12 protein-coding genes are annotated in these 14,853 nt (G+C 55.1%); 3 read left to right on the forward strand and 9 right to left on the reverse strand.

Translation table 11 applies throughout. The annotated features are described in order from the left end of the window. Window position 1: 1 nt before the first annotated feature. The 5 genes from greA to CIK78_RS00675 form a co-directional block, all read right to left on the reverse strand. A complete protein-coding gene (gene greA / locus CIK78_RS00655; RefSeq protein ID WP_096276249.1) occupies window positions 2–478 on the reverse strand; it encodes a transcription elongation factor GreA in 477 nt (158 codons plus the stop codon). Next, complete coding sequence (gene carB / locus CIK78_RS00660) at window positions 475–3,705, reverse strand: carbamoyl-phosphate synthase large subunit (RefSeq protein ID WP_096276251.1); 3,231 nt, start codon at window positions 3,703–3,705, stop codon at window positions 475–477. Before carB ends, greA begins: the two co-directional genes overlap by 4 nt. Window positions 3,706–3,803: 98 nt before the next feature. Then, window positions 3,804–4,949 carry a glutamine-hydrolyzing carbamoyl-phosphate synthase small subunit gene (gene carA / locus CIK78_RS00665; RefSeq protein WP_176483421.1) on the reverse strand — a complete coding sequence of 382 codons (1,146 nt, stop codon included), beginning with the start codon at window positions 4,947–4,949 and terminating at the stop codon, window positions 3,804–3,806. A 393-nt stretch (window positions 4,950–5,342) separates the two neighbouring features. Further along, complete coding sequence (dapB, locus tag CIK78_RS00670) at window positions 5,343–6,149, reverse strand: 4-hydroxy-tetrahydrodipicolinate reductase (RefSeq protein ID WP_096276255.1); 807 nt, start codon at window positions 6,147–6,149, stop codon at window positions 5,343–5,345. Window positions 6,150–6,240: 91 nt separating this feature from the next. Further along, window positions 6,241–6,522 (reverse strand): DUF2218 domain-containing protein, encoded by a 282-nt coding sequence (locus CIK78_RS00675; protein WP_096276257.1) that lies wholly within the window; start codon window positions 6,520–6,522, stop codon window positions 6,241–6,243. 368 nt (window positions 6,523–6,890) lie between these two features. Between CIK78_RS00675 and CIK78_RS00680 the strand changes: the two genes are divergently transcribed. Genes CIK78_RS00680 through CIK78_RS00690 form a run of 3 tightly spaced genes read left to right on the forward strand, consistent with a single transcriptional unit; the run spans window position 6,891 to window position 9,773 of the window. Beyond that, window positions 6,891–7,955 (forward strand): ABC transporter substrate-binding protein, encoded by a 1,065-nt coding sequence (locus CIK78_RS00680; protein ID WP_225734368.1) that lies wholly within the window; start codon window positions 6,891–6,893, stop codon window positions 7,953–7,955. Beyond that, window positions 7,945–9,030: an iron ABC transporter permease gene (locus tag CIK78_RS00685; protein WP_176483341.1), complete on the forward strand. Its 1,086-nt coding sequence runs from the start codon at window positions 7,945–7,947 to the stop codon at window positions 9,028–9,030. The genes CIK78_RS00680 and CIK78_RS00685 overlap by 11 nt, the downstream gene beginning before the upstream one ends. Beyond that, complete coding sequence (locus CIK78_RS00690) at window positions 9,024–9,773, forward strand: ABC transporter ATP-binding protein (RefSeq protein WP_096276262.1); 750 nt, start codon at window positions 9,024–9,026, stop codon at window positions 9,771–9,773. The genes CIK78_RS00685 and CIK78_RS00690 overlap by 7 nt, the downstream gene beginning before the upstream one ends. Here CIK78_RS00690 and CIK78_RS00695 read toward each other — a convergent pair. The 4 genes from CIK78_RS00695 to grpE all read right to left on the reverse strand — a co-directional run bounded on the left by CIK78_RS00695 (window position 9,751) and on the right by grpE (window position 14,747). Continuing rightward, window positions 9,751–10,662: a DMT family transporter gene (locus CIK78_RS00695; protein WP_096276264.1), complete on the reverse strand. Its 912-nt coding sequence runs from the start codon at window positions 10,660–10,662 to the stop codon at window positions 9,751–9,753. The two genes, CIK78_RS00690 and CIK78_RS00695, sit on opposite strands and share 23 nt — an antisense overlap. Before the next feature lie 88 nt (window positions 10,663–10,750). Next, on the reverse strand, window positions 10,751–11,896 hold the full coding sequence (gene dnaJ / locus CIK78_RS00700) for a molecular chaperone DnaJ (protein WP_096276265.1): 1,146 nt from the start codon (window positions 11,894–11,896) through the stop codon (window positions 10,751–10,753). Window positions 11,897–12,034: 138 nt separating this feature from the next. Further along, window positions 12,035–13,969 carry a molecular chaperone DnaK gene (dnaK, locus tag CIK78_RS00705; RefSeq protein ID WP_096276267.1) on the reverse strand — a complete coding sequence of 645 codons (1,935 nt, stop codon included), beginning with the start codon at window positions 13,967–13,969 and terminating at the stop codon, window positions 12,035–12,037. Between the two features lie 136 nt (window positions 13,970–14,105). After that, entirely contained in the window at window positions 14,106–14,747 is a 642-nt protein-coding gene (grpE, locus tag CIK78_RS00710; protein WP_096276269.1) for a nucleotide exchange factor GrpE, read from the reverse strand. Window positions 14,748–14,853: the final 106 nt, after the last annotated feature.

The raw sequence follows: 14,853 nt of genomic DNA on the forward strand, positions 1-14,853 counted from the left end.
ATTAAATATATACGACGCTACCTATTTCGTACTCGACATCGCCGCCCGGTGTTTTCACCACCACAATATCACCCTCTTCCTTGCCGATCAGGGCGCGAGCAATAGGGGATGTCACCGAAATGCGCCCAGACTTAATGTCGGCCTCGTCTTCGCCAACGATCCGGTAAGTGACTTCGGCATCGGTGTCTAGATTCTGCATCGACACGGTGACGCCAAAAATCACTTTGCCCGTGTTTGGCAATTTAGCGACATCAATCACTTGGGCGACGGAGAGCTTGCCCTCAATCTCTTGGATTCGCCCTTCGATAAATCCTTGCTGCTCGCGAGCGGCATGGTACTCGGCGTTCTCTTTCAGATCACCGTGTTCACGCGCTTCAGCGATGGCCGCGATCACCTGAGGGCGAGCTTCGCTTTTCAGATGATCAAGCTCTTCACGAAGGCTTCTTTCCCCCGCAACTGTCATCGGGACCTTGTTCATTTATTTGCTCCTGCATGCAGATCCTGAAGGCGCCGCACCGTAATTTCCCTACCGTACTCAAGCGCCATGCAAACAGCATTAGCGCCCGCCAAGGTGGTCGCATAAGGCACCTTGCGCGAGAGAGCAGTACGGCGAATGACCGAAGAGTCGTTAATCGCCTGACGACCTTCAGTAGTGTTCACAATGTAGGCAATTTCGTCGTTCTTGAGCAGATCGACGATATGGGGACGACCTTCGTAGACTTTGTTGACGTGCTCCACGGCAAGCCCAGCAGCTTCCAAAGCAGCCGCTGTTCCTCGTGTTGCGCATAGCGTAAAACCTAATGCTAACAGAGAACGCCCTACTTCGATAATCCCCGCCTTGTCCGGTTCACGCACGGAAAGGAATGCTTTACGCGAACCATCAAGCGTAGGAATCGCCTCACCCGCCCCTAACTGCGCTTTAAAGAAAGCCTCAGCAAAGGTATCGCCAGAGCCCATGACCTCACCGGTTGATTTCATTTCCGGCGATAAAATCGGATCCACGCCCTGAAACTTATTGAACGGGAAGACGGCCTCTTTCACGCTATGAAAATGCGGGATAATTTCGTGTTCAAAGCCCTGCTCCGCTAGCGTTTTACCCGCCATACAACGAGCGGCAATTTGGGCCAGCGAAATACCGATGCACTTAGACACAAAAGGCACGGTACGTGAGGCGCGCGGATTCACTTCAATTACATAAATCTCGCCATCCTGCCAAGCCAGCTGCACGTTCATTAAGCCCTTAACGCCCAGCTCGACGGCCATTTGCTTCACCTGCTCGCGCATTTTGTCCTGCACATCGGCAGGTAGCGAGTAAGGCGGCAGAGCACAGGCCGAATCGCCGGAGTGAACGCCCGCTTGCTCGACGTGCTGCATAATGCCGCCAATCACAACCTGCTGGCCATCTGACACCGCATCGATATCGATCTCGATCGCCGCGCTCAGAAAGTGATCCAGCAATACCGGAGAGTCGTTGGAGACTTTCACCGCGTGAGTCATGTAGTTTTCAAGCTCAGAGGCGTCGTAAACGATTTCCATAGCGCGGCCGCCAAGTACGTAGCTTGGGCGCACCACTAGCGGATAACCAATCACCTCGGCTTTATCAAACGCTTCTGCAAAGCTACGCGCTGTCGCATTAGGCGGCTGCTTCAGGCCAAGCTTATCGATCATCACCTGGAAGCGCTCGCGGTCTTCTGCACGGTCAATAGCATCCGGCGTGGTACCGATGATCGGTACGCCAGCGGCTTCCAGCTCACGCGCGAGCTTCAGCGGCGTCTGGCCGCCAAACTGCACGATAACGCCGACTGGCTTCTCTTTATCAGCAATTTCGAGCACGTCTTCCAGCGTCACCGGCTCAAAATAGAGACGATCAGAGGTGTCGTAATCGGTAGACACTGTTTCTGGGTTGCAGTTGACCATGATGGTTTCATAACCGTCGTCACGCATCGCGATAGCGGCATGTACACAGCAGTAATCAAACTCAATGCCTTGGCCGATACGGTTGGGGCCACCGCCCAGCACCATAATTTTCTGACGATCAGATACATCTGCCTCGCACTCCTCTTCGTACGTGGAGTACATATAGGCGGTGTCCGACGCGAACTCAGCGGCACAGGTGTCAACGCGCTTGTAGACAGGGCGAATACCGGCGGCCTGACGCGTTTGACGGAAGTCTTTTTCGCTCACGCTCAGCAGCGTTGCCAGACGCGCATCGCCAAAGCCTTTGCGCTTAAGCTGGTAAAGCTCACGGGCAGAAAGATCGGGCAGCGAGCGCTTCGCAACAGCGGCCTCGGTCAGCACCAAATCTTCAAGTTGAACCAAGAACCAAGGGTCGATATTGGTCAATGCAAAGACCTCATCAACGCTCATGCCAGCGCGCATAGCGTCTGCCACGTAGAAAATACGCTCGGCGCCGGCGGCCTGAAGCTCGCCCTGAATAATCGCCATGTTTTCCGGCGTGAAATCGGTGATGATCGGGTCTAGGCCATCGTTACCGGTTTCCAGGCCGCGCAATGCTTTTTGCAGCGACTCCTGGAAGGTGCGGCCAATCGCCATTACCTCACCCACTGACTTCATCTGCGTGGTTAAACGGTCATTGGCCTGTGGGAATTTTTCAAAGGTGAAGCGCGGAATTTTAGTAACCACGTAGTCGATCGACGGCTCAAACGACGCCGGCGTACGACCACCGGTAATATCGTTTTGCAGCTCGTCCAGCGTGTAGCCAATCGCCAACTTAGCGGCGATTTTCGCGATCGGGAATCCGGTCGCCTTAGAGGCCAACGCCGAGGAACGCGAGACCCGTGGGTTCATCTCGATAACGACCAGGCGACCAGTCTTCGGGTCCATGCCGAACTGCACGTTGGAGCCACCGGTTTCCACACCAATCTCGCGCAGTACGGCCAGGCTGGCGTCACGCATGATCTGATATTCTTTATCGGTCAGCGTTTGCGCTGGTGCTACAGTGATGGAATCTCCGGTGTGCACGCCCATCGGGTCGAAGTTTTCAATCGCGCAGACGATGATGCAGTTGTCGTTTTTATCGCGCACCACTTCCATTTCATACTCTTTCCAACCCAGCAGCGACTCATCAATGAGCAGCTCATGGTTGTTAGAAAGCTCAAAGCCGCGCGTACAAATCTCTTCAAACTCTTCTTTATTGTACGCCACACCGCCGCCGGAGCCACCCATGGTATAGGAGGGGCGAATAATACTTGGAAAGCCCAGCTCAGCCTGAATCTCCCAGGCCTCACTCATGCTGTGCGCGACTTTGGCCTTGGGGCACTCTAGACCGATGCGCTTCATGGCCTGATCAAACAGATCGCGATCCTCGGCCATATTGATCGCATCGGCGTTGGCACCGATCATCTCAACGCCGTATTTTGCGAGCACGCCATGGTGGTCCAATTCCAGCGCGCAGTTAAGCGCCGTTTGACCACCCATGGTGGGCAAAATAGCCTGCGGACGCTCGGCTTCGATGATTTTTTCCACCGCCTGCCAGGTAATCGGCTCAATGTAGGTGGCGTCGGCCATCGCCGGGTCGGTCATGATGGTCGCGGGATTGGAGTTAACCAAAATAACGCGGTAACCCTCCTCGCGCAGCGCTTTACACGCCTGAGCGCCGGAGTAGTCAAATTCGCAGGCCTGGCCGATCACAATCGGTCCAGCGCCAATGATTAAAATACTGCTGATATCGGTACGCTTAGGCATAACGGTTCCCACAAAAAATAATGACGATGAGCGACAAAAGACGGCGATAAAGTGATGCAGCGGTGCTAGACGAAAGCTTTCAGCAGCAACCCGCTGCCTTAGCGACGCGCCTGCATCAGGGCCACAAAGCGATCAAACAGCGGTGCTACGTCTCGCGGACCGGGGCTCGCCTCTGGGTGACCTTGAAAGCTGAACGCTGAGCGGTCAGTGCGCTCAATACCTTGCAAGGTGCCGTCGAACAGCGAACGATGCGTTGCCCGCAGATTGGCAGGTAGGCTCGCTTCATCTGCCGCAAAACCGTGGTTTTGGCTGGTAATCATCACCTTGCCAGTGTCTAGATCTTGCACCGGATGGTTAGCGCCGTGATGGCCATGGCTCATCTTGAGCGTTTTCGCACCAGAGGCGAGCGCCAGCAACTGATGGCCCAGGCAAATTCCAAACAGCGGAATATCGGCTTCCAACACGTTCTGAATGGCTTTAATGGCGTAATCACAGGGCTCTGGGTCGCCCGGGCCATTGGCCAAAAAGACCCCATCAGGGTTCATGGCCAGCACGTCAGCAGCGGGCGTTTGCGCCGGCACCACGGTAAGCCGGCAGCCGCGTGCAGCCAGCATGCGCAGGATGTTGAATTTAACGCCGTAATCAAACGCCACCACGTGGTAAGGGCGCTCGCTTTGCGTGGTATCCGCGTAGCCTTGGCCCAGCGTCCACTCGCCTTCTGTCCATTCGTAAGGGGCCTTGCACGACACTTCTTTAGCCAGATCCATTCCCTTCAGGCCAGGAAATGCCTTGGCGGCGTCTAGCGCCCGCGCTACCGCGTCATCGCCTTCGGCATCAGCACCCGCCAAAATCGCCCCGTTCTGGGCACCTTTATCGCGCAGAATGCGCGTTAGGCGGCGAGTATCAATATCGGCAATGCCCAGCACGTTCTGACTTTTCAGATAATCCGATAGCGATTGCTCAGAGCGAAAGCTGCTGGCCATTAACGGCAAATCGCGAATCACCAAGCCCGCCGCTGCAATCGACCCAGACTCGATGTCTTCGGCATTAATGCCGGTATTGCCGATATGAGGATAGGTGAGCGTAACGATTTGGCGAGTGTAGGAAGGGTCAGTGAGGATTTCTTGGTAGCCGGTCATGGCCGTATTGAACACCACCTCACCGCTTGTTAGTCCATCCGCGCCAATGGCGATTCCATGGAAAACGCTACCATCTTCCAGAGCCAATATTGCGGGTTTGCTCAATGCGGTGTTATTCAAAACAAGATCCTCCCATGCTGGTGGGAGCCTGTTGGGCGCAGGCTCAGCAATTTCTGCATTAAAACTTCTTTGAAATAAGGGCCGTAAAAAAGCGGGACGAAGCCGATAAAAAGAATCGGTTTCATCCCGCTTGTTGTTCGATGCCCTTTCAGAGCCGCTCACTTAACATCAATATGAAAGCGGACTCGGGCAGGCTTTGGGCTGGCCAACGCAACAAGCGCGCCGTTTGAGTCTTCTTAGCCACCCGGCCAAAATTTTTGAAATGTTACAGGAATTTTAGACCTAAGACTACCCCTTAATCATAGAGCGATCCTACATAGAACCATTCTACATAGAACTATCCTAGCGAAGGGTCTCTACTAAAATAGCGGCAACGCCTTAAGCCAGCCCCAGCACATCCTGCATATCGTAATGGCCGCTCTCTTTATCCGCGACCCAGCGAGCGGCGCGTACCGCGCCTTTGGCAAAGGTCATGCGGCTGGAGGCCTTGTGGGTAATTTCAATACGCTCGCCTTCGGTGGCGAACATCACCGTGTGCTCGCCGACAATATCGCCTGCGCGCACGGTGGCAAAGCCGATCTCTTTATCGGTGCGCGGGCCGCACTGGCCGACTCGCTCGAACACGCCGTGTTCTTTCAAGCTACGCCCCAGGCTTGCGGCGATGACTTCGCCCATTTTGATCGCAGTGCCTGATGGGGCATCGACCTTATGGCGATGATGCGACTCAATCACTTCAATATCATAGCCTTCATCGCCCAGCGCCCTAGCAGCGGTCTCCAGCAGCTTCAGGGTAAGATTGACGCCAACGCTCATATTAGGCGCAAACACCATGGGCACGCGATCGCGGTAGCTATCCAGCGTTGCTAGCTGGTCATCGCTCATCCCCGTGGTGCCAATCACAATGCGCTTGCCGTGCTCGGCGCAGAATGCCAGGTTGGCCAGCGTGACCTGAGGAGTCGTGAAATCAATTAGCACATCAAAGTCATCGACAATCGACTCAAGCGAATCTACCGCGACAACGCCGCGCTTACCCACACCGGCAAGCTCACCAACATCAGCGCCCGCCAAGGAACTGCCTTGCGCTACAACGCCGCCGGCCAACGTCGCCTCAGCCTCTAGCTCTATCGCATTTACCAACGTGCGGCCCATTCGGCCAGCCACACCTACAATAGCAATTCGGGTCATGCGAACTCCTGTGCTACGACTTGATAGATAAAAGAAAGTGCTCACTATTGGCCGCGATTATAGCAGACGCACAAAAGCTCTCTTTATTCGCTCAGTTCTCCCACACCACGACTATCTCTTCATCGCCTGCCATACGGATTAGATGGCGCTCAACCACACCTTCAAGCTCATCCAGGTGCTCCTCTTCCAGCGCTTCAATGGCGATCAATAATGTACCGGACTCAGCGCGCATTAAGCAGGCGCCCATCGCAAACGTGATCTTGCCTTGCTGGTCGTCTTGTTCAACGTCCAGCTTATGCGCCCAGTGTTTGCATAAACGGTTGATCAATCGCTGGGCCGACGCGGTTTCAATCTTTGCACGAGATAAAGGCATAGCACTGCTCCATTTTGTAAGTACTCACACGCTTCAAGCCGCTCTAACATTAGCATTATGGATGGAGAAACGCCGTGCCTTCACGGCAATTTATGCGGCGAAACCATCACAGATCGACAAAAAATCACACCCCACAAAAAACAATGAGAATCAGTTATAATATAATTTGCATCTCTAATGCGATCAGATCACGATAACGCGCCAGAAAAGCCTCTTCACTGTTTATCTGTCGCGTGACTTACCAACATCGATTCGTTAATTAACCTCATTTTTTATCAATACCGACCATCGAGAAAAAAATGCTCAGCTTTCAGCGCTTAAAATTCCTGCTTGGCACTATCATTGCGTCTGGTTTCTGCGCCACGGCAATGGCTGATGACATCACCATTACCGATATCGCCGGCCGCCAAGTCACCCTAGACGCCCCTGCAGAGCGCGTTATTTTAGGCGAGGGGCGGCAAATTTATCTGCTGGGACTGCTCGAGCCAGAAGCCCCCTTTGCCCATGTCGTCGGTTGGCGCGAGGATTTCTCTCAGGCAGACCCGGACAACTACGCCCGCTATCTCGAGCGCTTCCCGGAAATTGAAGCGATCCCCACCTTTGGCGGCTTTAAAGACGGCACCTTTGATGTGGAGCAGGCAGCCTCGCTTAACCCCGACGTAGTGCTGATGAATATCGAAGCAAAAGCGGCCACAGAAGACGCCGCCTATGATGAAAAACTGGCACAGCTGGGCATTCCTATTATCTATGTAGACTTTCGAGAAGACCCGCTGGCAAACACTATTGCGTCCATGCGGATCATCGGCCAAATTATGAACGATGAAGCTGCCGCCGAAGAATTCATCGAGTTTGCCGAGACCCAGCTGGCACGCGTCACTGATGTGATTGCCGAGGCAAACCCCGATCGCCCAAGCGTCTTTATTGACCGCGCCGGCGGCTACTCAGATGAGTGCTGCATGAGCTTCGGCCCAGCCAACTTTGGCGAATATGTCACCCTCGCTGGCGGCACCAATATTGCCGAGGGCATTATTCCTAATAGCTTCGGCAACCTCAACCCTGAACAGATTATTGCCGCTAACCCCGACCATGTAGTTGTTACCGGCGGCAACTGGGATGCCTACGTACCTGGCGGCGACTGGGTGGGCGTAGGGCCTGGCTCAGATATGCAACAGGCTCACGCCAAGCTGGAAGCGCTGACCGAGCGCACCGCGATGACCGGCATTAAGGCCGTTGAATCTGGCAACTTCCACGCTATTTGGCATCAGTTTTACAACAGCCCTTACTACTTCGTGGCGATACAGCAATTAGCCAAGTGGCTACACCCCGAGCTATTTGAAGACCTGGACCCGGAAGCCACCATGGAAGAACTGCACGAGCGCTTCCTGCCCATCGACTATGAGCCCGGCTACTGGATATCGCTCCATGACGACTGATACGAGGATAACGGAAACGGAGGTAACAGAGCGCCTTTCACAGGGGCGCGCCTTTTACCATAGCCAGGTGTTCCGCCGCCAACTGATCTTGGCTGCACTGGTGTTAGCGCTGTTTTTTAGCCTCTGCGTTGACCTGGCCCTCGGCCCCGCCCGCTACAGTCTGGGCGAAGTCATCGCGGCACTATTCACACCGGGCAGCGTTAGCCAGCAGGCGCGGGTGATTGTCTGGGAAATCCGCATGCCGGTGGCACTGATGGCACTGGTGGTGGGCGCCAGCCTGTCAGCTGCCGGGGCGCAGATGCAGACCATTCTGAGCAACCCGCTCGCTAGCCCGTTTACCCTGGGAATTTCTGCTGGGGCTAGTTTTGGCGCCGCGCTGGGCCTTGCTTTTGGGGTGGCTATTGTGCCCGCCGCCATTGAGTTTGTGGTGCCTATCAACGCCTTCGTGATGGCCATGTTTACCGCGTTTTTAATTCATGCCTTAAGCCTAAAGCGCGGCGTGACGGTAGAGACGATTGTGCTGCTTGGCATCGCCATGGTGTTTATCTTTAACTCTTTGATGGCACTAATTCAGTTCTTTGCCAGCCAGGAGGCGGTATCCGCGGTGGTATTCTGGACCATGGGCAGCTTGACCAAAGCCACCTGGCCCAAGTTCTGGATCGCCCTCAGCATTCTCGCTTTGTCGATGCCGCTGCTTGCCCGGCACGGCTGGGCACTGACCGCTATGCGCCTGGGCGATGCCAAAGCCGAGAGCATGGGCGTCAACCCCCGTGCACTGCGCTTGGAAGTGCTGGTACTGGTGTCGCTGCTCGCTGCTATCGCGGTAGCATTTGTCGGCACTATCGGGTTTATTGGCTTGGTGGGCCCGCATATTGCGCGCATTTTGCTGGGTGAAGATCAGCGCTTCTTCCTGCCCGGTTCGGCGCTGTGCGGCGCGCTCATCCTTTCGGTGGGCTCGGTTATCTCCAAGATCATTATACCCGGCACCATCATCCCCATTGGAATTATCACTTCGCTGGTGGGCATTCCCTTCTTTCTGTTTCTAGTGCTTAACCACAAGAAGGCCTCATGGTAACGCTACAACTGAGCCACGTATCCGCCCGCTATGGGCGACGCCCCATTCTGCAAGAGATCACCACGCCCTGCTTTCAAGGCGGGCAAGTCGTCGCGCTGCTGGGCCCCAATGCGGCGGGTAAATCGACGCTTTTTAGGCGCATTTTAGGGCTCTTGAAAGGCGAAGGCGAGGTGACAATTAGCGGCACCAGCGCCGAGCGGCCGGTGGGTTATATGCCCCAAGACACGGGCGCTAAAGCGGTACTCACAGTATACGAATCTGTGCTTTTGGCGCGTATGCAGGGGCGTGGATTAAAAGTGCAGCCTGAGGATTTAGCCCAGGTGGATCGCGCACTGGACGAGCTGGCGATTACGGCCCTTGGCGAGCGCGATATTGGCGACCTCAGCGGCGGCCAGCGCCAGTTGGTCAGCGCCGCCCAAGCGCTGGTGCAAGAGCCGGAGATTCTGATGCTGGATGAGCCCACTTCGGCACTCGACCTTAACCGGCAAATTAGCCTGTTGACGGTGTTGCGCCGGCTGGCCGACGAGCGCCAGATGCTGATTCTGGTGGCACTCCACGACTTAGGGCATGCGCTACGCTTCGCCGACGCCGCTATGCTACTGGAAAATGGTCGGCTGATTGCCTGCGGCCCTACCGCTGAAGTGATTACGCCAGTGCTGTTGCAGCAAGTATATAAAGTCACGGCCCGAATTGAACCGTGCTCGAAAGGCCAGCCGCAGCTTATCGTCGAAGCAGCCATTTAGCCGTTAACCTAAGCCGCCGCCCTTCCATCGCCGCTAGCGCTACCCCGCTTAACATCAGCGGTAGCGCTAGTAGGAAGCCGCTGGAGACCGGTATGCCAAACAGCACCCAATCGGCAAGCACAGGCCACACTAGTGCAATATATTCAAAAGGCGCCAACCGCGACGCCTCGGCATAGCGCAGCGCTAATGTCATCGCGATATGGGCAGCGCCGCCAAACAGGCCCGACAGCACTAACAGCACAAATTCCACCCGCGTCAATGCGGCCCACCCCAGCGGAAGCGTGGCAAGCCCGGCCAGCGTCGCGACCACAATAAAGTAGAACGCAATCGAAGCCGCACTTTCGGTTCGCGAAATTCGCCGGACGGTGAGTAGCGCTCCCGCTGTTAACAGCGCACCGAGCGCGCCTAGCGCATACCCGGTCGCTTGCCCACTGACCGCACTAGCATTCAACCCAGGTAGGATAAGCACCGCCACCCCGGCAAGCGCTAGCGCCACGCCTCCCATACGATAGCGCGAGAACCGTTCACCCAGTAGCAGCACGCCACCCAACGCCATAAAGACCGGCGTAAGCTGAGCCAGTAGCGTCGCCTCAGCCACCGACAGAAACGCAACGGCGGCGAAAGAGGCAAACATTGCCGCCGCTCCCAACCCTGAACGCAGCGCATGCCCTAGCGGACGTCGCGTGGCCAGTCCGCGCGGGAATTCTCGCCGCAGCATGAGAAAAATCACCACGGGGAGTAATGCAAACAGCGAGCGAAAAAAGACCGACTGCCCGACCGGCACGTCATCACTCACGGCCTTAATACACACCAGCATGCCCGTGAACAGCATGCCTGAGAGAATCCTCAGCCAGATGCCAAGAGACACTTTTTCTTGAAGATTATCCATGGCGCGTAGCCTTTCCTAAACAGCAAAAACCCCCGGACGAACCGAGGGTTTTTGAACCAGATACCTAGCGTAGGCCCATCATCTCAGATTAGGGCTTCATATCTTCGAAAAAGCTTTTAACGCTATCGAAGAAGCCGCTTTTCTTAGGCGAATGGCTGTGGCTGTTACTGCCGTCAAAACTCTCCTGAAGCTGGCGCAGTAAATCGCGCTGCTCGTCGTTGAGTTTCACCGGTGTTTCCACGACCACTTTGCACAACAGGTCGCCAGCGACGCCGCCACGTACCGGCTTAACGCCTTTACCACGTAAGCGGAAAAGCTTTCCGGTTTGAGTTTCCGGCGGAATCTTTAGCTTCACACGGCCATTGAGCGTCGGCACTTCAAGCTCACCGCCTAACGCAGCATCAACAAAGTTGATCGGCACTTCACACTGCAGGTGCTTACCGTCACGCTGGAAGATGTGGTGTGGCTTGATCGATACCTGAACGTAAAGATCGCCTGCCGGACCACCGTTGACCCCGCTTTCGCCTTCGCTGTTTAAACGAATGCGGTCGCCGGTATCCACGCCGGGCGGAATCTTAACGGAGAGTGTCCGCGTTTCGCGCACACGCCCTTCGCTATTACACTTATGGCAAGGCACCTTGATGTGCTGACCAGAGCCGTGACACGTCGGGCACGTTTGCTGCACGGCAAAGAAGCCCTGCTGCATGCGCACCTGGCCGTGGCCATGGCAGGTAGGGCACGTATCTTTAGAGGAACCCGGTTCAGCACCACCGCCATCACAGCGATCGCATTCAATATGGCGTGGCACGCGAATATCAACCGTGGTGCCAGCTACCGCGCTTTCCAGGTCCAGCTCTAGGTTGTAGCGTAGGTCTGAACCACGAGCGGGTGCGTTAGGGCCACGACGACGACCACCGCCGCCACCAAAGATATCGCCAAACACATCGCCAAAGATATCGCTGAAATCGCCGGCACCCGCACCCGCGCCGCCGAAACCGCCGCCCTGACCGTCAACGCCCGCATGGCCAAACTGGTCATAAGCAGCGCGCTTTTCGCCATCGCTAAGCACTTCATAGGCTTCAGACACCTCGCGGAATTTCTCTGCTGAGGTGTTATCGTCCGGATTTCTATCAGGGTGGAATTTTTGCGCCAGACGGCGATAGGCCTGCTTGATCTGTTTCTGATCGGCCCCTTTTTCAACACCCAGGACTTCGTAATAATCGCGTTTGGACATAGGCCCTACGCCTCCTGGTTAGCTGCGCATTTCACTGCGCCTTTTAACACACATTTAACGACGCGCGTCTTGGCTGCGGAAACAGCAACGCGGGAGTAGGCTCCCGCGTCACCGCACTGCTTGTCAGAAAGACGTTACTTACGGCTTTTTCTGATCGTCGTTCACTTCTTCATACTCAGCATCAACGACATCATCTTCCGGCTTGGTGCTGGCATCTTCAGCGCCTTCACCGCCCTCTTGCTGAGCCGCTTCTGCCTGCTCGGCGTACATCTTCTGAGCTAGCTGGCCAGAGGCTTCGGTCAGCGCATCCAGTTTCTTCTGGATGTTATCGACATCGTCGCCTTTCACAGCTTCTTCCAGCTCAGTGATAGCGGTCTCGATAGCCTGTTTCTCGTCATCAGTCGCTTTATCGCCAGCTTCTTCCAACGTTTTGCGCGTGGCGTGAATCATGCCATCAGCTTGGTTGCGCAGCTGCACTAGCGTTTCGAACTTTTTGTCCTCTTCCGCGTGTGCTTCAGCGTCGCGCACCATTTGCTCGACTTCTTCATCTGACAAGCCGCTAGAGGCCTTGATGATGATGGACTGCTCTTTACCTGTCGCCTTATCTTTCGCCGACACGTTAAGGATACCGTTAGCATCCAAGTCAAAAGCGACTTCGATCTGCGGCACGCCGCGCGGTGCAGGCGGAATGTCGGCAAGGTCAAAACGACCCAGCGATTTGTTCTGCGAGACCTGTTTACGCTCACCCTGCACGGCGTGAATGGTCACCGCCGTTTGGTTGTCGTCCGCGGTCGAGAAGGTTTGCGTCTTCTTGGTCGGGATAGTGGTGTTCTTATCGATTAGCGGCGTCATTACGCCACCCAGGGTTTCAATACCCAGGGTCAGCGGCGTCACGTCAAGCAGCAGCACGTCTTTAACGTCACCGCCCAATACGCCGCCCTGAATCGCTGCACCTACGGCAACCGCTTCGTCAGGGTTAACGTCTTTGCGGGCTTCTTTACCAAAGAAGTCAGCGGCTTTCTTCTGCACCATCGGCATACGCGTCTGACCACCGACCAAGATGACTTCGTCGATTTCAGAAGCGGACAAACCAGCGTCTTTCAGCGCCATTTTGCACGGCTCAAGCGAACGCTGAACCAGATCTTCTACCAGTGATTCAAGCTTAGCGCGTGTCACTTTAACGTTAAGGTGTTTCGGACCGGTGTTATCAGCCGTGATGTACGGCAGGTTGACGTCGGTATGTTGCGCGCTAGACAGCTCAATTTTAGCTTTCTCAGCCGCTTCTTTCAGGCGCTGCATAGCTAAGTTGTCGCCGGAAAGATTAATACCGCTATCCGCTTTGAACTGGTCAACTAAGTAGTTAATCAGCGCCAAGTCGAAATCTTCGCCGCCCAGGAAGGTGTCGCCATTGGTGGCCAACACTTCAAACTGAGTTTCGCCGTCAACGTCAGCAATTTCGATGATAGAAATATCGAAAGTACCGCCACCCAGGTCATAAACCGCGATGGTTTTGTCGCCGCGCGACTTGTCCATACCGTAGGCCAGTGCGGCTGCGGTCGGCTCGTTGATAATGCGCTTAACGTCTAGACCCGCGATGCGGCCGGCATCTTTAGTCGCCTGACGCTGGCTGTCGTTAAAGTAGGCCGGTACGGTAATAACCGCTTCGGTGACCGCTTCGCCCAAGTAGTCTTCGGCGGTCTTTTTCATTTTCTTCAGCACTTCCGCACTAACCTGCGGGGGTGCCATTTTTTTGCCTTTTACTTCAACCCACGCATCACCGTTGTCTGCTTCGGCGATTTTGTAAGGCACCATCTTGATGTCTTTTTGGACAACGTCGTCTTTAAAACGACGGCCAATTAGGCGCTTGATGGCATACAGCGTATTTTCTGGGTTGGTGACCGCTTGACGCTTGGCGGCCTGGCCAACCAGCGTTTCACCATCGTCGGTATAGGCGATGATAGAAGGCGTAGTACGACCACCTTCAGCATTTTCAATAACTTTAGCACTGTCACCATCAAGCACGGCCACACAAGAGTTGGTGGTGCCCAGGTCGATACCAATAATACGTCCCATAGCAATAACCTCGAATTTGGTAGTTATAAACAAAAAATTTAAAACATAACTGCGGGTTTCCCCGCGGGGTTGCCCTATATCTGGGGGCCGCCGCTAGCTTTTCAAGGGTTTTTTCACACCTTGTGTCACCAATTGCTTAATTGGCTTTCTGGCTCACGATAACCATCGCCGGGCGCACAAGGCGTCCGTTAAGCAAATAACCTTTCTGCATGACATCCATCACGGTATTAGGATCAAGCTCCGGATTGGGCACCATGGCCATCGCCTCATGCACCTGAGGGTCGAAAGGCTCGCCATGGGGCTCGATGCTCTCAACGCCAAATTTATTGAGCGCATCCAGCTGCATTCTTAACGTCATGGAGACACCTTCACGGTGCACATCAGAAGCATCTTCTTCCATGTTTTCCAGCGCTTTCTCAAGGCTGTCCACCACTGGCAACAGCTCTTTGACAAACTTTTCGAGCGCGAACTTGCGGGCTTTGTCGGCTTCTTGCTCGGCTCGACGGCGCACGTTTTGCGCTTCGGCAGCGGCGCGCAGCGCTTGGTCTTTTGCTTCGGCTAAGCTTTGCTCTAGCTCATCGACCTTGGCAGCCAGCATTTCAGCTTCAGGGTTATCAAGACTGCCGTCTAACGGCTCGTCGTCGTTAATTAACCCTTCCAGCTCGCCTTCCAGCAAGCGCTCTTCGGCGGCTTTTTCAGCCGCCTGTTCAGCGCCGTCTGCTTCATGCTCGTGGCGGCTCAATTCGTCATCTAACGGAGTTTGCGGTTCTTTCGCCATGTTGTGCTCCTAAAAAGTAAGGCGCTTCTACACCAAGTTGCGCGCAAAGAGACAAGTTCATAATTAGCTATGCACGCTATATGGGGGCCATAAACGCCATCTCAAG

It is taken from the genome of Halomonas sp. JB37 (assembly GCF_002332255.1).
Classification (GTDB): domain Bacteria; phylum Pseudomonadota; class Gammaproteobacteria; order Pseudomonadales; family Halomonadaceae; genus Vreelandella; species Vreelandella casei.